Origin of the sequence: Aporhodopirellula sallentina SM41 (assembly GCF_000346505.1) — a bacterium.
GTDB lineage: Bacteria > Planctomycetota > Planctomycetia > Pirellulales > Pirellulaceae > Rhodopirellula > Rhodopirellula sallentina.
Window position 1 is genome coordinate 21817 of the sequence record NZ_ANOH01000095.1, and the last position, 18590, is coordinate 40406.

The following is an 18590-nucleotide window of genomic DNA, read 5'->3' on the forward strand; positions in this document are numbered from 1 at the left end:
TCCCACACGAGCGTCAATCTATCTTTTTACGCGGCGAGCATCCAGTGCATCGCTTCGCCCAAACACGCCGCTTCGACGATCAAAGCGGAGCGAGCAGTTCGACGCGTCCGATCCTGTAGCTGAATTCGCCAGGATCCACGGCACCGAAGTCTGGCGGCATCGATTACATCAGTTTGGCGACATCGACTACTTCGTTTTCAAAGACGCGCCAAACAGCCGCTGAATTTCGATGTTGCTAATTCGATGCCGTTTCGAGCGGACGCAGCAACGAGGCTGGATTGGCGGTCGTTTCCCAAGTCCGAATTTGGATATTGTCGATGATCGCTTCGCCACCGCCGATGACCTCCATCATGACATGCACGACGGAATTCTTGCCGACCTGTCGAAACAGGGTGACGGGCGTCCATTGCGGTTGATCGTTGACCAGGACCCCCATTTGCTGAGTTCCGATCGAATCGTAGATCAGTAGCCCTTGATGCGGGTTCGCGAACCCGAGCGTTCGAACGACGGCATCGATCCGCACGACGCCTTCTTCCTGCAGCCGAACTGCGGGACTGCGGACCATCAGGCACGTGCCCTCGTAACCTCCCGGCAACGGATCACTCCCGCGAGGCGTTACCCGAAGACGCAGAGCTCCATTGCCCGAAAACGCGCCCCGGTGAATCAACGTCGCCTCCGCTTCGGCCCACTTCGCGTGACGTCGTCCGAGAGTCCACCCCTCTCGCGCCAATGCATCACGATCGCCGAGATGCCCGCCACGCTCAAAGTCGCCGCCAGCGATCCGGTTCACGCCCCAACGCGATCGCAACCCCAATTGATTTGCGACCGAAGGAGCGAACGTTGCCAAATCATCGACCGGCGTTTTCAACAGCGGCGACCAAGCCACCTGCGTTTCGAAGTCGCCAACGATCGTCGGTGGACTGCTGATGAAACGCTGTGAAGATGACTCAGGCGTCGTTGGCAGGGATTGCGAATGAGTATGAACGTCGTCGAGCAACGCGTCCTGCAACATCCAGTCACTCTTGGCGCACCACGCGTCGGCTCGCCGTGACATGCGAAGCGAAGCTTCCGATTGGCCACTGCGGACGAGTTGTTCGGCGCTCTCCAAAGACGCCGCTGCGACTTGGAGCAAATCATTCGGTGCCGCCCGTGATACAACGCGTGCGGCGACGGCTTGTGTCCACGCGTTCTCACTGCGACGGATCGCCTCACTCGTCAATTGCCAACGGTCCATCGCGGCTTGGCGGGCGAAACGTTTCGCGGAGCTCGCGATTTTACCCGCTTCGGAAATCTCGTCACTGATCGCGATCACCTCCACGACATCTGGCGACACGATCGGAACAACGGTGCCACCCATTGTTGTTTGAGGTGTCAGGCGTTCGGCGGAAAAATGCGTCAGTCGCCAAATCAGTTTGCCTTCATCAGACGGCGGGAGACGAATTCCGATCGATTTGCCGTCGCCGGCGATGGCCGAATCGCCGCGTCCCATGACGCTCGTCAAAATCAGGAGCGTTGTCGGCCCACTGCTGACGCGGTGAGCGAAATACAGCGGACGGTCGGAGTCGACGTCATGAATCAGTTCCCCCTGCGGATCGGTTAACCCGCCGTTGACCCATTGCTCGAGTGCGGCGGTGAAGCGGTTGACGAACGACAGCGACATCGCGCGGTTCTGTTGCAACGGCGTGCCGCCCGAGAGCGGCGTGGTCGAACGAATCAGGATCGCATCAGGGGCGTCCCCAAGTGCGTCGGCGATCTGACGCCACATCCCGTGCCACCGGAAACCGTTTCGCCCTGGCGTGCCAATCCGAGCGGCGATGGCGTCGGTCTGCAGCGAAGCGACATGATTGGCCATCCCGGAGATGCCGACCGCCATCGGCTTTCCGTTGGTGCGGATCGACTGTTGTGCACGGAATGCTTTGGTCGCCGCGGTTGAGAGGTTTCTGACACGCGGCGGAGCGTCGAGCACGACCGCGTCGAGCATCGCCGAGTATTCCCGGAACGATTCCACCGGGCACCCCACCAGCGGTCGTTGCCATCGAGCAGGCATTCGCCGCAGCCTGCGAACATCTTCGGAGTGCTCCCAGGTGTTGGACGAATCCATCGGGCGGTCACCTCCGACGATCCATCCGGCGACCGGTTCGAGCAACGGAGCGAGCGATTCGTCCGGCGAGGAAGGTGCGGGGGCGTAGATCTTCATCCGCGCCGCGATCGCTTCGGAAAGGATCGACGCGTTGGGCGGTTGTGACATCCAAACGCTGTCGAACCCCAGTGAACGAACCCATGCGAGCGGTTCGCCGTTGTGCTGCAGAATCCTCGTCACACGTCCGGGCGGGAACGCCACCGCAGGCAATCCCGTCGAGGGGGTCAACCGATTCGCGTCATACGAGGTCACGTACGGATTGGGGACACTCAACATTTTTTGCGATCCCGAGTCACCGCCCGAAATCGATGTTCCGGCCGCGCGCGTGATCGCTGACTTGCCTGATGCATGGGCCGCGGCAAGGTCATCGATCAGAGGCACCATCGCCTCGATCCGCAGTTGATCCAAACGCAGCGTATGATTGCCCGGTCCGCCATAGGCATTGATCACCACCGCGTCGACGTACGGTGATGAAACGTCGGAGCGTGCACCGAATTGGTTGCGCAGGGCCACACGTTTGAGTTTTAGGTCGCCTTCGATATCACTGATACCGAGCCGTTGAAACTCGCCGATGTGCTCGTACGACGAACCATACACCAGCAACGCAGCGGGACGTTTCGTTTCTGGATCTATCACATACGGGAACCGAACGCGAAATCCGATTTGGATCCCCCGGCTAAGTCCCTTGACCGAAAGGGTCGCTGTCAACGCATCAATCGGACGCACCGGTTCGATCGGGTAAACCAAGACAGCTTTCGTGCCATGGGACATCAACATCGTGATTGTTTCACAACGACCGCCGTCGGCCCCCGGATCGTTTGCGTGGCCCTGCTCGGTGATCCGCGCGTCGCAGTCGTTTTCGTCGAGTGACCACCGTGGCGGATAGGCATCGAGCGGGTCGATTAACTGTCCCTTTGCGACCGCAGAAAAAACAAACGCCGTCGCCAAGATTGCGAGCAGCCCCGGCCACACGCGAGGGCCACGCGTGGGCTTCGGCTGAACAGTTTTCCTACCCGGCACAGCCATGTCGGCAAAGTCCACCAAATGGTTTGGAAGAGGCATTGATCGTTGACCCGAGCACTCGCGGGCGGAACAATCCCTTCGCACGCAGAATGCTGTCGGAGCGAAGTCAACCGATCACCACGACGCCACCGGAGGCTGGCACGAGAAACTCTCTCGCGAAGCACCAATGTGGCGGACAAACAACGACATGTTGCTTTTTCGCACCGACGATCAAATTCGAACTAAAATGAGACCTAAGTCCTTCTGGTATCAAGTTTTGGGTCCGCCGTCCAGGCTGATCCGACGTTGCTTCCAGACAACGTTGCGTTTTCGCAACAGAACACACCAAATCACGTAAGTCCATTACAGGAAACGACTTACGGAGATTCGACGAGGTGCCTCAGTGAAGTGGCATCGTGAATGCAATGGATGGCTATCAATCAAGAACAACACGGCCGTCGCCGACACGCCGGCACGAAACTTTCCAGCAGAAAGAACTGATCATGACCAAGATTGCCGCCACCCAAGCGAAACTCACCGACGAAACCCCTGTGGAACTGCAAGAAATGGCTGCCGCCATCGAAGCCCTTCCGCAACGTTACCGTGATTCGGTCGCTCCCGCATTGGCCCGCGTGATCGAGTGCAGCACCCGTCGTCGTCGGATTTTGAACCTCGTCCAAGAAGCTCTCTCGCAGTTGCGTCTGGACATGAAGTATCTGATCTTCGACCTCGAAGCGACCCGCCGCGAACGGGATCAATACAAAGAAATGCTCGAAAAGGACCAATCCTAGGCCTCCGGCTCCCGAGCACCCCCGACCGCCAGCCACCAAAGCTCCGGCCCCGCGAATACTCACCCTCGAGTGAGCCATTTCGACGGCCAGAATTCGAATCAATTGGCTGCATGCGGCTCCTCGCAGGCAAGCCCACACACGCCCCAACGCCGTCCGTTCTTTGACCGGGCGGCTTTTTTTATGCATTTTCGACCAGAAAGCTCCGTTTGCTTTTGTTGCAAATGATTCGCAATAACGTCTTGCTCGCTTTCCGCTCGCTGCTTAAATTGGTGCTGAATTGACCCTCGCGAGTGATGATATCGCGGGATTTCTCCAGACTCAGCGACTTACTTGATGGACTCAACGCCGCCGACCTCTGAACCGAATGAGCCAGGGCCGCCTGTGCAGCCTGCTCCCGGTGCCGGTCTCGCCGCGACTGAATCGACCGTGGTGGAGTCGGCTGTGATCGAAACGCGTGTGATGGGATCGACCGGTGCTCCGGGGAGCCCGGCGGGAGCCAATCATCCGCCGCACGCCATGAAAGTGGTGAAATTCGAGAGTCTCGCCCGGTGCGGAGACGAGATCTGGATCGAAAACGAAGGTCAGCTCTATCGGTTGCGAAAAACGCGACAAGGAAAGTTAATTCTCACTAAGTGATTGAGTCAGTCGTGACGCCCAACGAAAACGTTCTATCGGTAGTCCCCGGGGCATCGGAACATCAACGATTGTTGATCGTGCACCGGTCGATGGATTCCCGTGACGCGGTCGGTTTGTTCGCCCCCGAACAGCCCGACGACACCTCCGCTCAAGCATCTTTGCAGTTGGGCAGTCGTCCATTCTGCGAACAGGTCCAAGCGATCCGGGATCGCCCGATCGTCTTGCGCCAGGAAACATTCAGCCCCGCGGTCGGATGGTTCACCCAGAGCGAAATGGAATTGACGATGCAGCAGTGGGCAGCAATGAAGACCACCATGCTGCCCGGTAGCGGTTCGGAGTCTGCGACCGGCTCACCGTCACGTTTCGCATCTTCGCGTTTCGAACAAAAGACGCGACGCCGAGAAGTCCAACGGTCCCGCAGTAGAGCCAACCGCGTTCTGTCGGCCGATGGCGAAGTGATCGCTCTCTCGATCACGAACGAAGACGCAGTCCCTGCTTAGGGAATCGCCGTCTTGCCATTGGAGGTTCTTCCAATGGCAGTAGCGGATTTGGCGAGCGATCACGAAAAGACTGAGCTACGTGGGTGAGCCGCATGGCCGTAAGGCGTCGGGCCGAATCGCCAACCGATCTCCAAAACCCAACACGCCCAAAACCCGAGTGCTCACGCACTTCGGCTCACTCGCCCCGGTCGTCTCAGTCTTGGAAAGATTCTACAACGTGGGGCGTCTTCGGTTTCACTCGTCGGGAAAAACCATCTTTTGGATTCGGTCGATCGCGGCCTGTGTTTGCCCGCGGGATCGCAGCGGCGGGATTCGCTGCATGAATTTGTCGTTGACCCCTTTTAACTGCAGAAAACGCTGTAGCATTTCCGGGTCGCCGTCGCGATAACGTTCGGCTTCGTGGTGAAGACGCGGTCCGTAGGTCGCATCGACAAGACGCTCGATCACGCTGGTCCACCACGCCATCCAGTCCGGTTCCTCCTCGCGAGAATCGTTTGCGGAGTTCCGCGTTTTTCTGCCGAGCGAATCTTCGTTTCGATCGCTTGGGCTGGATGATGATTCCAGATCGGATGCGTTTGCTTCACTCGTTTGATTCGCATCGGCGGCCTCTTCTTCCGATTGGGCTTCGTTCCACTGCCGGGTCAGCGACGGTGGCAAACACGGATCCATCGTGGTTGCCTCGAACTGCAACGCGCCGAGAAGGCTGTCCTCCGGGCACCGCTGCACGTACGCATCCAACAGCGAACCACGCCAACTGCCGCGCTGGATCGGCGCCCCCGTGGTGATCTCCATCGCGATCAGATCGGCAATCTCGACATAGACCGCTTCCACGGTTGCTTCATAGATCGCCGATTGAGGTGGTGCCACGCGAGCGGCGAGCAACGATGTCGTGACTCGTTCGAGCAGCCAAACCCGCTGCTGCGGTTCCCACATCGAATACCAACGCGGCGGACGGAATCCGAAGTCGCTGCTCGGTTCGTCTTCAACAAAAGGGGGCGCTGATTCTTCTGAGGTGGAATTCAGTTCCATCACGATCTGATCGATCATCATCCCCACACCGCCGCGAAACAGCGACGCTTCCGGCCCGGTAAGGCATCGTAAACCGTTGGTCAGTGGCCACATGTTGGATTACCGCGAGAAGGAGAAGGAATCGGGTTACGAGGCAGCGTTCCGATCGCAGACGCACGACCGATCGACATACCAGAGCATGACCGCCGACATGCCGAACAATCTTTCGCCGAACAATCTTTCGCCGAACAATCTTTCGTTAAACCATCATTCGCCGAATCACGATCCGCCGAATGAGTTCGCTGAGTGCTGCCTGCCGAAAGTAATCTGCCGAGCGATCGCGTGCCGGGTCGCTGCACTCCGGAGAGCGCCGGCCCAGCAACTGCCCCCGAACACTGCCGCCGGGTTCGACACTGCTGCCGGGTCTGCTCCGTGGTTGCGATCCGCCCGAACACAACCGATCGGAGGCTTTGTCAGTCTAGTCGCCTCACTCTAGTTTATGTCAGATCGTGACGTCTGCATCGAATTTCCAGTCTTCCATTTTGAGCGTTTGTTCACAAAATGCCGCTGTTTCCTAGCACTCGCACGAAATGGGATTATTCTGCGAAAATCATGAGAGCCTTTCCGACCACCGCCATCAATTCGCTTGCTCGAATAGGTTCGTAACTATCCTTTGCGTTGCAGGGATTTCTCCTTCCGGTTCGGTGTGAACCGCGAGGCACTTCCCGTTTCCTGCCAATTCAGTTTGTCTCGTATCTCTCGAGAGTCCCCATGTCGAATCGCATTTTCCTTTCCGCATCTTTCGCCGCACTCGTTTGCGTGGCAGGGATCAGTGCAACCGCACCGCTAAACGCTCAGGAAGTCGTCAAGGCAGAACCGATCAAAGCGGAACCAACCGAAGCCAAACCGATTTCACCGGCGAAGGCGTCGCCCACCGTTCGCCCGCTCAGCGTCACGGTCGGTTTGATCACAAAAAACACGATCGAAGGGACGCTGACCGACACGACGCAGTTGCAAATGCAAACGTCGTTCGGAACCGCGAGCATTCCGCTGTCGGAAGTCGCCGGGGTGCGTTTTGCATCGGCCGACGATGCGACCACCACAGTCGTCATGCTCAACGGTGACTCGATCACCGGAGCGACCGATGTCAAAATGATCACCGTGGAAACCGAGTGGGGCACCGCGTCGATCAATGGACCAAGCATCGCATCGATCATGTTCGTGCCCGGTTTGACATGGAATTCCCAGTCCGGACTCAATGGAAAACGTTGGACGTTGTCGGATGACAAACCGGCACAACTCCCCACCGATTCGCAATCGACCGGGTCACGCCCCTCAACGTCGCCACAACCGTCGCGAAACACCACCCGCGGCAACACGCTCCCGCCACCTTCACGTAGTTTTCAAAACAGCAGCCAGCCGTTTTACCCTAGCCGATAATTTTCTGGCGGTTGATTTCTTCGTCGGTTGATTTCGCAGCGTCTTATTCCGCTGCGTCTAATTTTGCTGCGTCTGATTTTGCTGCGTCTGATTTTGCTGCATCCACGCAAGTGACCTCCTCTAGAGAGGTCTCGCGTGAAATGTTTGGAGACGAGGCGCTTCCATACGAGAAGCGTTGATTTTGCGCGACGACCGGACGCGTTCCGCGGTTTTTCCGCGTCTTAGATCAATCTTGACCCAGATTGCCAAACCGTTAGAATCTTCAATATCGGCAATCCAGGGAAGACAGGTCGCTTATGTCGCCTGCGGACCGCACGTGTTCTGCACTCGCTACCGGGCTTTGAGCCCATGAAAAGAGTTTAGGGGCAGCGTGCTCGACTGCAGGGCATAAGTGCTAGTGCATCGTGCCCGAGGTTTTGCTAAATGAAGTGAATCAGTGAAGGTGGGATAACTAAGCCTTCGCTATTTTAGGTAATGGTACTACCCCACAGGGAGGATGGTTCCGGCCATGACCAAGAAAACTGTCTTTACGACTGGCGAAGCCGCAAAAATTTGCAAGGTGAGCCAACAGACGATCATCCGTTGCTTCGACAACGGCTCGCTCAAGGGATTCCGCGTCCCCGGCAGCAAATTCCGCCGCATCCCGCGTGAACAGCTTTATATGTTCATGAAGGACAACGGCATTCCGACCGACGCCCTCGAAAGCGGCAAGAAAAAATTGCTGATCGTTGACGACGATCAGGATCTTGTTGACTTGATGCAGGACGGCTTCCAACGTGACGGTCGCTTTGAAATTCGCACCGCCAACAACGGCTTCGACGCCGGAATGGGCGTGAAAGAATTTCGGCCGGACCTCGTCGTTCTCGACGTGATGCTGCCCGATATCAACGGGAAGGAAGTCTGCCAACGCGTTCGCAGCGATCCTTCGATGGACATGGTGAAAATCCTGTGCATCTCGGGGATGGTCGAACACAGCAAGGTGGACGGACTAAAGGCCGCCGGCGCGAACGATTTCATGCAAAAACCATTCTCGATCGACGACCTCGTCGGACGTGCGTGTGACTTGCTCGAAATGGAACGTGGCGTGATGGGTTAATGCCACCGAAGACCACGCGCTACGCAGGTTGGCTGCCGCCGATTGTTCGAGGCGGTGGCGGATGGTTTCCTCTCAAAGCGACCTCGGTCGCGGGAATCGTCGACGCGCTGTCGGTGGTCGACTCCAACGCCGCATCCCCATGCGGCACTCTCGTCCGTGCATTTTCCACGGACCCGGCCTTGGTGCTCTTCACGATCGCTCGATTAGCCCAAGAACAGTCCGGCCAAGATTCAAACGAAGTTCCGCCAACGCACTTTGAAGATCAATTTGCCTCGGCAGATGAACTAGCCCCGAACGAACTTTCACGCTGGTGGCAACGAAACGGGCGAAAGGTTTGGAACGAAACCGATTGGTTAGCGGCTCCTGACGTCGCGGACTGCGACGCCGGTCTCGCCGAGTTCCAACGTCTCGATGATTATTTCCGTGTCGTTCCGATGTCCCGATGGGTCGAGCAATCGGATCCCTGGTTCGACGCAGTCGGAATCGCAAACCCGATACCGTCGTCGTGGAAAACTAAGCTGCGCAGTCCCGCATGCGCCGACGACAGTCCGTTCGGCCAAGCGCATCTGGCAATCGATCGACTCGTTCGCCGCTTGGACGAATCCGACGTGCGATCCGGTTCGTTCAGCGAAGCTGTCCAACGAAACAAACGCGGGCTGGCTCACCGGTTGGCGTACGGCCTGAGCCACGAGATTAACAACCCGTTGGCAAATATATCGACACGTGCACAGTCGCTCGTTCATCGCATCAACGAAGCCGACGTTAAGGATTCGCTGCAAAGAATCGTCGACCAAACATCACGTGCTCACGCGATGATCGCGGACTTGATGTTCTACGCGAACCCGCCTGCGATGAACGCGACTCGTTTCGATTTAATTCAGCGCATCGAGCGAGTCGCAGATTCCGCGCGCCAGACCGCGGATCGTTTGGGAATTTCGATCGACATTGAAAATGGATCGGCCCCAACACCCATCGAGATCGTCGGTGACGATGAAATGATCGGCGAAGCGATAGCGGTCTTGGTAAAGAATTCGATCGAAGCGATCGGGACCGATGGCGTGATTCGATTGAATGTGACCGTCAACGAATGCGAAGTCGAAATCTCAGTCGCCGACAGCGGACCTGGGATGACTCCGCAGCAGACCTCCGTCGCGACGGACCCATATTACAGCGGCCGGGAAGCCGGACGAGGCTTGGGACTGGGACTCTGCCGAGCCGACCGGATCGCAGAACTACACGGCGGCCATCTCGAACTGGTCCCTGCCATCGCCGGATGTGTCGCCAAGATAACATTGCCGACCCAAAACCACCCAAACACCCGTAGTGGATCTTGTTAAAGATCCAACATCACAACGCAAATCGAAGTGGCCGATCGGGACGTCGTTTGTTGATCGTCGGGGCAACACGTAGCTCGGTCTTTCCAAGACCGAGACCACGCGTCGGTTACCTCAATGAACCGATCTGCTTCGATCTGCCCGCGAGCTAAACGGTGTTTTGTCCGCCTCGGAGATGCGAACCAACGTGGAACGCTTTCACAAAGCCAACGTCCCCACCAGTGAGCCGAAGTGCGTAAGCACTCGGGTTTTTCGGCCGGCCAAGTTCGCACAACCGACCGACGCTTCCACCCGAGGCCTCACGGCCATTCGGCTCACGCCCCCGTAGTGGATCTTGTTAAAGATCCAACATCACAACACAAATCAAAATGGCCGATCGGGACGTCGTTTGTTGATCGTCCGGGCAACACGTAGCTCGGTCTTTCCAAAACCAGGCGTCGGTTACCTCAATGAACCGATCTGCTTCGATAACATCGCCGGAGTGTGTGGCACCAAACGAACGACGAGGACCGCCAAACAAATCGCCAGCGGCACCCACGTGACACGTCCCCGGCACGCGGCGACGGTGAACACGCCCAACCACCCGGCGATCATCCAAGGCAGAACACTCGGAAAAACGAGCAGCGACAACGCGATGGCGAACCCGATCACAAGCGTTCGCAAAATCCTCGCCGGAGACGACCGGACTTTCTGTGTCGATCTGTTCTCGTCGGGGCGGTCTGAGGATTCCGATTCGCCAGGAGCAGATTCAGCAGGAGTTTCGAGTTGATTCATCAATGCCTTTGGCGAGATCGCATGAGTTTGCCGACTGAAACGAGAATGCCAACGATCGAGAAGGCTAACCAAGATGAGCACGCCCGTCAGAAGGCTGTGTCCCGGGCTAGCCTGCGGTTCATTATGCCGTATCTGCCGGCAGCTCGTACGAGCGAACGTTTACCGGGCCCGCGACGCCGGGGTTCACGGTCCCTACTTTCGATTTTTCCGGTTGTCAGATACCTTCGTCGGGTAAAACTCGTCCGATCAATTCGGTCCGGCCCGGAACCACTCTGAACGAATCCGAACGATCCCGCGATCGTGCCGCCGAACGTCATTTTTATTTGCCCGGAATTTTGCCGAACATGTTGGATTCGACCTCGACGATTTTGGAACTCTTGGAATCTGGTGACGCGACCGCGAAGGAGGTCACCGAGACCGCTTTGCGAGCCATCGGGGCGACCGAACCGACGCATAAATCGTACACACACGTTTCCTACGACGCGGCGTTGCAGGCGGCGGCGAAGGTGGACGAAGATCGCAAAGCCGGCCGCCCACTGCCGCCCTTGGCAGGTTTGCCGGTCGCAATCAAAGACGTTCTGTGCACGTCAGATATGCCGACAACCTGTTCGTCGAACATGCTGCGGAACTTCACGCCGCCGTACGACGCCACCGTGGTCGCCAAATTGAAACAGGCAGGCGCGATCGTGATCGGAAAGACGAACATGGACGAGTTCGCCATGGGCGCGTCGACCGAAACCAGCGCGATGGGCGTGACCCGAAACCCATGGGACACCGACCGAACCCCCGGCGGCAGCAGCGGCGGTGCGGCCGCCGCGGTTGCATCGGGCACGGTGCCATTGTCGATCGGTACCGACACCGGCGGATCGATCCGGCAACCCGCCGCGTTCTGCGGCATCACCGGATTGAAGCCCACCTACGGACGTTGCAGCCGATACGGGTTGGTGGCGTTTGCGAGCAGCCTCGATCAAGCCGGTCCGATGGGATGGGCGGTGTCGGATGTTGCCATCGGGTTGCAGGCCATGGCCGGTTACGATCCCGCCGACAGCACCTCGGTTGACCACGAGGTGCCCGACTACCGCGCCGCGATCACGGATCCCGACATGAAAGGCGTGAGGATCGGAGTGCTGAGGAGCGCGGTCGATCAAGAAGGCGTGACTCCCGCGATTCGCACCGCGTTCGCCGAAGCGGAAAAGGTCTACCGCGATTTGGGCGCCGAGATCGTTGAGATCGACCTCGAACACAGTCCTTACTGGGTGCCCACTTATTACGTGATCGCGCCGTGCGAAGCGAGCAGCAACTTGTCGCGTTTCGACGGGGCTCACTACGGCTATCGTCACGAGGCAGGCGCCAGTGGCGAAGCGGCACTCGAAAACACCCAACCGCTCGAAGCGATGTATCGTTCGAGTCGTGCTGCGGGCTTTGGCAGCGAAGTCAAACGCCGCATCATGGTCGGCACGTATGCACTGAGCGAAGGTTACTACGACGCCTACTACAACCAAGCCTTGAAGGTGCGTCGATTGATTCGCGGCGACTACGACGCGGCGTTCGAGAAAGTCGACTTGATCCTCGGCCCGGTGACTCCTTCGCCCGCGTTTCGTTTAGGCGAAAACATCGACGATCCGATCTCGATGTACCTGTGCGACCTGTTCACCGTCGGAGCGAACTTGGCCGGAGTCCCCGCGATTTCGCTGCCAGGTGGAACCAACGATGACGGCTTGCCTGTCGGTGTGCAGTTGCAGGCCCCCGTGATGCAAGAATGCAAACTACTCGCCGCCGGAGCCGCATTCCAATCCGCGACCTCACACCACCAACAGCGTCCCGAAGGATTCGTCGCGACCTAGTTCGTGCTCTGCACAGCAAACTCAAACCGCGCTCCTCAAGTGAGCCGAACGGCCGTGAGGCCTCGGGTGGAAGCGTCGATCGATTGAGTGAACTTGGCACGCCCAATGCCCGAGTGCTCACGCACTTCGGCTCACCGGTGGAACGCGGCGTCGCTAGCAGCCACCGCCACGTAGGTCCGCATCTCCGAGGCGGACAAACCACTGTTGAGCTAGCAAACCAATCGAAGCACAACGGTCCACCAATCCAACCGACGCCTGCACTCGGTCTTGGAAAGACCGAGCTACGTGGTTCCCCATCCGTTCGCCTAACCCAGGCCAACGGCCTGGCACCACCTCAGTCTCGCATCAATGCCTCGAGCACTTCCTCGGTTTTCGAGAAGTCCGGGAACATCTGCGATGGGTTCTCGGCCGCAAGCTGGTCGATCGTGAACTCGCCGGTTGCGACGGCGATGGTTTTAGCGCCGATCGCGTGCCCGCATCGAATGTCGGCTGGGGTGTCACCCACCACGACCATTTCCTTCACCCGATTGCCGTGTCGACGGGCGACAATTTTCGCCGTCCTGCGAGCCAAGTCGTCGCGATCGACGTGCGCGTCACCGCCGGCGATCCACGCAAACCACTGCCGCAGGTCGAAATGTTCGAGTTTTCGAGTTGCCGTCTCGGGGAAATTTCCGGTCATGACAGCAAGCTCGAGAGCGTCGCGACGAAACAAATTCGTCAAAAGCTGCCGGATTCCGGGCAAAACGATCCCGCCCTGACGAGCAAGCTGGCCGCCCATTAGACTGATGTAGCGATCACGGAGTCGGTCGCAGTGTTCGTCGGACGGTTCGAGGTTGTTACGCTGCAACAATTCGATGACCAAACTGCGATCGGTTCGGCCCGAAAACATCACGTCGCAATCCGGCAGCAGAACGCCGAACTCCTCCTTCAACGCCAAGGAGAGTGCCGAGTTACCGACGCCTTTGGTCGTCAACAACGTTCCATCGATATCAAATAAAAAAACCCGCACGTCGGCTCCCGCCGGCATCGTTCCTGCCAGCCAATTTGTGGAATCAATTAGTCACGCCAATGAGTGTCCCAGAGCCCAGCCGAAAACGACCAGCCCATCCGCGACGAACTCGCGGCCACGGACGATACGCCGCATCACGATCGCCCGGCTGCGTCCACACGTTCGGCAGACTGCCACTCCGCCCGCGATTCCCATTCCGGAAACGACACCACACCGCCGCTGGACAAGAGCGGCAAACGGGTTCGCGAGATGTTTCGGCAAATCGCCCCACGTTACGACACGATGAACCATCTCCTGTCGCTGAACATCGACAAATGGTGGCGACGCAAAGCGGTCGATCGGCTGAAAATCAAAGGCGACGCACCAATTCTCGACATGTGCTGCGGCACCGGCGACCTGGCGATCGAAATTGCCGACCGGGCGGGCAGCGACGTGCGTGTGATCGGCAGCGATTTCTGCCACGCGATGTTGGAGATCGCTCGCGACAAAGAGGCCTCACGGGTGATCGATACCTCCGGCGGAGCGGGCCGTCCGACGATCCCGTTCTTCGAAGCCGACTCGATGCAGTTGCCGTTCACCGACGACCGGTTTCAATGCGTGACGGTCGCATTCGGGCTCCGAAACATTGTCGATACCGACCAGGGAATCCGCGAGATGGTTCGCGTTTGCCGTCCGGGCGGGCAAGTCATGGTGCTCGAATTTTCGCAGCCAACGCTGCCGGTCCTCAAACAACTCTACGGTTTTTACTTTCGTGCGATCTTGCCGAAAGTCGGCCAGTGGCTCGCACGTAACGACAAATCCGCGTACGAATACCTGCCCGCCTCGGTCGGACAATTCCCCTGCGGCGAAGCTCTCGCGTCTCGACTTCGCGATGCCGGATTGGATTCAGTCGAGTTCCACCCGCTGACCCTTGGGGTGGCCACAATCTACATCGGCACTAAACCTGGGAAACCTTCCGCTGCGCCGGAGAAAACGGCTACCGATCAGGAAGCAGATCAACCGCTGAAAATGGTGGCGCAGTGACACCGGTGGCGACGCAAAACAACGACACGGGACGTCCCCGACGGATTGTCGTGGCGATCACGGGAGCCAGCGGCGCACCGTACGCGGTCAAGCTTCTGCAGGCGCTGCGACTCAGCGACGTGGAGATTCACCTCACGGTCAGCCCCAGCGGTGCGGCGGTGATCGGACAGGAACTCGGATTGTCTTTCAACCTTCGACAACCCGACCTCGATGCTTTGGTGACGTGTGTCCCGCAGTGGTCCGAATTGCCTGCCTTTGAGCTCGATAGCTCGCTCGGTCAAAAAGGGGACGAACGTTTCTTTTACCACCAATTCGATGACTACATGACGCCCATCGCGAGCGGATCATTTGTGACCGACGCGATGGTTATTTGTCCGTGCAGCGGTAGCACACTCTCGGGTGTCGCACGCGCCGCCGCGTCGAACCTGATCCAACGCGCCGCGGAGGTTCACTTGAAAGAGCACCGCAAACTCGTGCTCGTTCCACGCGAGACGCCGATGAGTGTGCTGCAGATCGAAAACATGCATCGGCTCGCTTCGGCCGGCGCCGTTCTTCTGCCCGCGATGCCCGGTTGGTATCACGACGTGCAACGCATTGACGATCTCGTGGATTTTGTCGTCGCTCGTATCCTCGACCAAATCGGCGTCGACAATACATTGATCTCTCGATGGAAGGAGACGTCATGACGACGGTGAATCCCACGACCGACAACGGTAACTCAACCGGTTCGGCATCGATCGGAGATTGGTTGGGACTGATTCGGTTCTCTCACACCATCTTCGCCCTTCCGTTCGCGATCCTCGCCGCCTTCCTGGCCTGGTCAACTCCGCTCTCGTCGACAGACGCAGTCACACCCGCGGTACGGGTGACCGACATCATCGGCGTGCTGCTTTGCATGGTCACCGCACGCAGCGCCGCGATGGCGTTCAATCGTTTGGTCGATCATCGGATCGATGCGGAGAACCCACGCACGGCGACACGTCACCTTCCCGCCGGTGTGCTTTCGCGTCGCGGCGTTTTGATGTTCACGATCGCCTGCTCAGTCGGTTTTGTAGCGTCGACGTTGCTGTTTTTACCCAACCGGATGCCGCTTTACGGATCCATTCCGGTGCTCGCGTTTTTGCTCGGATACTCGCTCGCCAAACGGTTCACCGCTTCGGCTCACCTTTGGCTCGGCGTGGCGTTGTCGCTTTCGCCGATCTGCGTTTGGGTGGCGATCCGAGGTAATGCGATGTCGTGGGAATACATTTCGATTCCGTTATTTCTCGCCGGTGCGATCGCGTTTTGGGTTGCCGGGTTTGACATCCTGTATGCGTGCCAGGACGCGGACTTCGACCGCTCGGCCGGTTTGCACAGCGTTCCGAGTCGGTTTGGAATCGCCGGAGCGTTGCGGATCGCCGCTGGGATGCACGTCGTCATGCTCGGCTTTCTCGTCGCTCTTGTGATGAGCGGTTCGCCGGCCGGGCTCGGATGGATCTTTGCCGTCGCAGTTGCCTTGACAGCAGTGTTGGTTTTGGTCCAGCATTGGCTCGTCCGTCCTGACGACCTCAGCCGCGTGAACGCTGCGTTTTTCCACACCAACGCCATCATCAGCTTGCTGTTGCTAGTCGCCGGAACCGCCGATTGCCTTGCCGGCTGAACACCACCAACCTGTTACCTATCACCTCACCCTGTTACCTCTCCCCCTGACGTCTCTCATGTCCAACTCCAACATCCGTGCCCGCCTGCGAGAGATCCGCGACAAAGTCGAAGCCGAAGAGCGTTTGTCGCTGCAGGATGGGTTGTTTTTGTACGAGCCCGATGTGTCCATCCAGGCGATCGGTGAACTCGCCAACTATGTCCGCGAGCGGATGAACGGGAACGTCGGTTACTACAACATCAACACGCACCTGAATCCCACAAACGTATGTGTGTACCGGTGTCGCTTCTGTGCGTTCCGCAAAGACCTTCGCGACCAGAACGGCTACGCGATGACGGACGACCAAATCCTCGAACGCGGCCGCGAAGCGACTGCCAATGGTTGCACCGAAATGCACATCGTCGGTGGACTCCACCACCAACGAAAATACGAGTGGTACCGCGACATGCTCACGTTGTTAAAAGAGAACTTCCCGCAAATCCACCTCAAAGCGTGGACGGCGGTCGAGATCGATTGGTTCCGCTTTCAAACGAAGAAGTCATTCCGTTGGGTGCTCGAAGACATGCGGGACGCGGGCCAAGGCAGCATGCCTGGCGGCGGAGCGGAGATTTTCCACCCCGAGGTCCGCGACCAACTCTGCGAACACAAAGCCAACACGCCGTCATGGATTGAGATCCACAAAACGGCCCACGAAATCGGCATGAAGACGAACTGCACGATGTTGTACGGGCACGTCGAAAAGGCGTACCACCGGATCGACCACCTGATGCGTTTGCGTGAACTGCAGGACAAGACCGGCGGATTCCAGGTATTCATCCCGTTGGCGTTCCACCCGGAAAACACACAGCTCTCGGACCTGAAAAAGCCTTCGGGTTTGATGGACCTGCGAACGATCGCGATCAGCCGTTTGATGCTCGACAACGTGCGTCACATCAAGGCGTACTGGATCATGCTCGGTATCGAAACGGCTCAAACCGCGTTGGCCTATGGAGCCGATGACATCGACGGTACGGTCCGGCACGAACTGATCTACCACGACGCCGGGGCACAGACGCCTGAGTTCCTGTCGGTCGATCAGATCCAACAATTGATCCGGGAAGCCGGCCGCGATCCGATCGAACGTGACACGACGTACAACCGTGTGATCCGCGACCCAAACGACTTCACGAAGTGGCATTCGGGCGAAAGTGTCGACGTCGAACTAGCGAGCGTTTAAGCAAAATCGGCACCGAATACCGCCGCGAGAACGTTTGTTTACCAACGAAATACGATTTTTCGATCCGCAGATGCTTCCCCGGGAGGGGTGATTGGGCGAAAATGATGGCCGATCGATCCTCGCCTCCCCACACTCCCGCCGCTCATGCCGTCGACGCGACCACCCCTGCAGCGCCCCCGAACCGGGTTCACCCTGGTTGAGCTATTGGTGGTGATCGCCATTATCGGAGTGATGGTGGGTTTGCTGCTGCCGGCTGTTCAGGCAGCCCGCGAGGCCGCTCGCCGAGTCCAGTGTTCGAACAATTTGAAACAGATCGGGCTCGGCATCCATAACTACGAGGCCACCTACCGCCGAATCCCGTGGGGAGCCAAGGGCGGGTGGGGGCTGAGTTGGACGACGGACATCTTGGGTTTCATCGAACAACGCGCTCTCGCGGACATTGTCCCCTACGGCGAACCCGGTGGTCCGACCGGCGGACAGATCGAAAGCCAACGTTTTCGACAACTCGCTCAAACGCCAGTGATGGCGTTCCGGTGTCCGTCGCAGTACGGACCGATCGCCCTCGGTGAATCGATCGACCAGATCGAAGGTCGCGTTCTCAACAGCTATCTCGGTATCGGCGGCGGTAACGTCCAAACGGACAATTACTCCACGTCGCGGATCGGGTTCGACAAAGGCGACGGTGTTTTTCTAGCCACCGATTTTTGCCACATCGTGAACCCGACGGACAAGTGCGACAATAACCCGGAACGTTTAGCGATGTCGTTCGCCGACGTGCTCGACGGACTCAGCAACACGGCCCTGGTCGGCGAGACCCGATACATCGAATTCAACGACTGCAACATCTGCGACCACTTTTCGCTGTACCACCCCGAGATCGACAAACTCAACGGCCAAGACTTTTCAGAAGTCCTCGGATCACTGCACTACGGCTTCAACCTCAACGGCGACGAACGTGAAGAAGAGAAAGAGATCTCTCTAGGCAGCTATCACCCAGGCGGTTTGCACATTCTGATGTGCGACGGTTCGGTACGCTTCGCAAACGAAGCAATGAACCACGAAGTACGCCACGCAATCGGCTCCCGCGCCGAGCACGAAGTCATCGACATGTCAGAATTCTGATAGCAGGTTCGACCGA

At 58.3% G+C, this 18590-nt stretch carries 16 protein-coding genes; 12 read left to right on the forward strand and 4 right to left on the reverse strand.

Annotated features, from left to right (window positions below; genetic code table 11):
• Window positions 1-235: 235 nt before the first annotated feature.
• Complete coding sequence (locus RSSM_RS05250) at window positions 236-3202, reverse strand: hypothetical protein (protein ID WP_236620957.1); 2967 nt, start codon at window positions 3200-3202, stop codon at window positions 236-238.
• A 443-nt stretch (window positions 3203-3645) separates the two neighbouring features.
• On the opposite strand from RSSM_RS05250, the gene RSSM_RS05260 reads away from it, so the two are divergent.
• From RSSM_RS05260 to RSSM_RS05270, 3 genes are all read left to right on the forward strand, one after another.
• Window positions 3646-3933 (forward strand): hypothetical protein, encoded by a 288-nt coding sequence (locus RSSM_RS05260; RefSeq protein ID WP_044301238.1) that lies wholly within the window; start codon window positions 3646-3648, stop codon window positions 3931-3933.
• 333 nt (window positions 3934-4266) lie between these two features.
• On the forward strand, window positions 4267-4569 hold the full coding sequence (gene hemP / locus RSSM_RS34535; RefSeq protein WP_008675358.1) for a hemin uptake protein HemP: 303 nt from the start codon (window positions 4267-4269) through the stop codon (window positions 4567-4569).
• Window positions 4570-4580: 11 nt separating this feature from the next.
• The gene (locus tag RSSM_RS05270) at window positions 4581-5069 is read left to right on the forward strand and encodes a hypothetical protein (RefSeq protein ID WP_236620958.1); all 489 of its coding nucleotides are present in this window, start codon (window positions 4581-4583) and stop codon (window positions 5067-5069) included.
• 234 nt (window positions 5070-5303) lie between these two features.
• Here the strand turns inward: RSSM_RS05270 and RSSM_RS05275 are convergent, their stop codons facing one another.
• Complete coding sequence (locus RSSM_RS05275) at window positions 5304-6191, reverse strand: hypothetical protein (protein WP_008675366.1); 888 nt, start codon at window positions 6189-6191, stop codon at window positions 5304-5306.
• A 657-nt stretch (window positions 6192-6848) separates the two neighbouring features.
• Between RSSM_RS05275 and RSSM_RS05285 the strand changes: the two genes are divergently transcribed.
• The 3 genes from RSSM_RS05285 (at window position 6849) to RSSM_RS05295 (ending at window position 9950) form a co-directional block, all read left to right on the forward strand.
• Window positions 6849-7517, forward strand: coding sequence for an RNA-binding protein (locus tag RSSM_RS05285; RefSeq protein ID WP_008675367.1), 669 nt, complete (start codon window positions 6849-6851; stop codon window positions 7515-7517).
• Window positions 7518-8025: 508 nt separating this feature from the next.
• A complete protein-coding gene (locus tag RSSM_RS05290; protein WP_173403134.1) occupies window positions 8026-8613 on the forward strand; it encodes a response regulator in 588 nt (195 codons plus the stop codon).
• The gene (locus tag RSSM_RS05295; protein ID WP_008675370.1) at window positions 8613-9950 is read left to right on the forward strand and encodes a sensor histidine kinase; all 1338 of its coding nucleotides are present in this window, start codon (window positions 8613-8615) and stop codon (window positions 9948-9950) included. The genes RSSM_RS05290 and RSSM_RS05295 overlap by 1 nt, the downstream gene beginning before the upstream one ends.
• Before the next feature lie 438 nt (window positions 9951-10388).
• Here the strand turns inward: RSSM_RS05295 and RSSM_RS32285 are convergent, their stop codons facing one another.
• The gene (locus RSSM_RS32285) at window positions 10389-10721 is read right to left on the reverse strand and encodes a hypothetical protein (RefSeq protein WP_201767181.1); all 333 of its coding nucleotides are present in this window, start codon (window positions 10719-10721) and stop codon (window positions 10389-10391) included.
• 344 nt (window positions 10722-11065) lie between these two features.
• On the opposite strand from RSSM_RS32285, the gene gatA reads away from it, so the two are divergent.
• Window positions 11066-12565, forward strand: a complete 1500-nt coding sequence (gatA, locus tag RSSM_RS05305) for an Asp-tRNA(Asn)/Glu-tRNA(Gln) amidotransferase subunit GatA (RefSeq protein WP_044301240.1) — start codon at window positions 11066-11068, stop codon at window positions 12563-12565.
• A gap of 334 nt (window positions 12566-12899) precedes the next feature.
• On the opposite strand, the gene RSSM_RS05310 is transcribed toward gatA, so the two are convergent.
• Window positions 12900-13592, reverse strand: a complete 693-nt coding sequence (locus RSSM_RS05310) for an HAD family hydrolase (protein WP_008675375.1) — start codon at window positions 13590-13592, stop codon at window positions 12900-12902.
• Window positions 13593-13793: 201 nt separating this feature from the next.
• On the opposite strand from RSSM_RS05310, the gene ubiE reads away from it, so the two are divergent.
• The 5 genes from ubiE (at window position 13794) to RSSM_RS05335 (ending at window position 18574) form a co-directional block, all read left to right on the forward strand.
• Window positions 13794-14597, forward strand: coding sequence for a bifunctional demethylmenaquinone methyltransferase/2-methoxy-6-polyprenyl-1,4-benzoquinol methylase UbiE (gene ubiE, locus RSSM_RS05315; protein WP_390174044.1), 804 nt, complete (start codon window positions 13794-13796; stop codon window positions 14595-14597).
• Window positions 14594-15283: a UbiX family flavin prenyltransferase gene (locus RSSM_RS05320; protein WP_008675378.1), complete on the forward strand. Its 690-nt coding sequence runs from the start codon at window positions 14594-14596 to the stop codon at window positions 15281-15283. The genes ubiE and RSSM_RS05320 overlap by 4 nt, the downstream gene beginning before the upstream one ends.
• Complete coding sequence (locus tag RSSM_RS05325; protein ID WP_008675379.1) at window positions 15280-16236, forward strand: UbiA-like polyprenyltransferase; 957 nt, start codon at window positions 15280-15282, stop codon at window positions 16234-16236. The genes RSSM_RS05320 and RSSM_RS05325 overlap by 4 nt, the downstream gene beginning before the upstream one ends.
• A 58-nt stretch (window positions 16237-16294) precedes the next feature.
• Window positions 16295-17452 (forward strand): aminofutalosine synthase MqnE, encoded by a 1158-nt coding sequence (gene mqnE, locus RSSM_RS05330; RefSeq protein ID WP_008675380.1) that lies wholly within the window; start codon window positions 16295-16297, stop codon window positions 17450-17452.
• A 144-nt stretch (window positions 17453-17596) separates the two neighbouring features.
• A complete protein-coding gene (locus RSSM_RS05335) occupies window positions 17597-18574 on the forward strand; it encodes a DUF1559 domain-containing protein (RefSeq protein ID WP_044301212.1) in 978 nt (325 codons plus the stop codon).
• Window positions 18575-18590 lie beyond the last annotated feature (16 nt).

Bases quoted from the DNA above. Each gene is read 5' to 3' on its own strand.
- RSSM_RS05250 (WP_236620957.1), bottom strand. From the start codon at position 3,202: ATGCCTCTTCCAAACCATTTGGTGGACTTTGCCGACATGGCTGTGCCG.
- RSSM_RS05260 (WP_044301238.1), top strand. From the start codon at position 3,646: ATGACCAAGATTGCCGCCACCCAAGCGAAACTCACCGACGAAACCCCT.
- hemP (WP_008675358.1), top strand. From the start codon at position 4,267: ATGGACTCAACGCCGCCGACCTCTGAACCGAATGAGCCAGGGCCGCCT.
- RSSM_RS05275 (WP_008675366.1), bottom strand. From the start codon at position 6,191: ATGTGGCCACTGACCAACGGTTTACGATGCCTTACCGGGCCGGAAGCG.
- RSSM_RS05285 (WP_008675367.1), top strand. From the start codon at position 6,849: ATGTCGAATCGCATTTTCCTTTCCGCATCTTTCGCCGCACTCGTTTGC.
- RSSM_RS05290 (WP_173403134.1), top strand. From the start codon at position 8,026: ATGACCAAGAAAACTGTCTTTACGACTGGCGAAGCCGCAAAAATTTGC.
- RSSM_RS05295 (WP_008675370.1), top strand. From the start codon at position 8,613: ATGCCACCGAAGACCACGCGCTACGCAGGTTGGCTGCCGCCGATTGTT.
- RSSM_RS32285 (WP_201767181.1), bottom strand. From the start codon at position 10,721: ATGAATCAACTCGAAACTCCTGCTGAATCTGCTCCTGGCGAATCGGAA.
- gatA (WP_044301240.1), top strand. From the start codon at position 11,066: ATGTTGGATTCGACCTCGACGATTTTGGAACTCTTGGAATCTGGTGAC.
- RSSM_RS05310 (WP_008675375.1), bottom strand. From the start codon at position 13,592: ATGCCGGCGGGAGCCGACGTGCGGGTTTTTTTATTTGATATCGATGGA.
- RSSM_RS05325 (WP_008675379.1), top strand. From the start codon at position 15,280: ATGACGACGGTGAATCCCACGACCGACAACGGTAACTCAACCGGTTCG.
- mqnE (WP_008675380.1), top strand. From the start codon at position 16,295: ATGTCCAACTCCAACATCCGTGCCCGCCTGCGAGAGATCCGCGACAAA.
- RSSM_RS05335 (WP_044301212.1), top strand. From the start codon at position 17,597: ATGCCGTCGACGCGACCACCCCTGCAGCGCCCCCGAACCGGGTTCACC.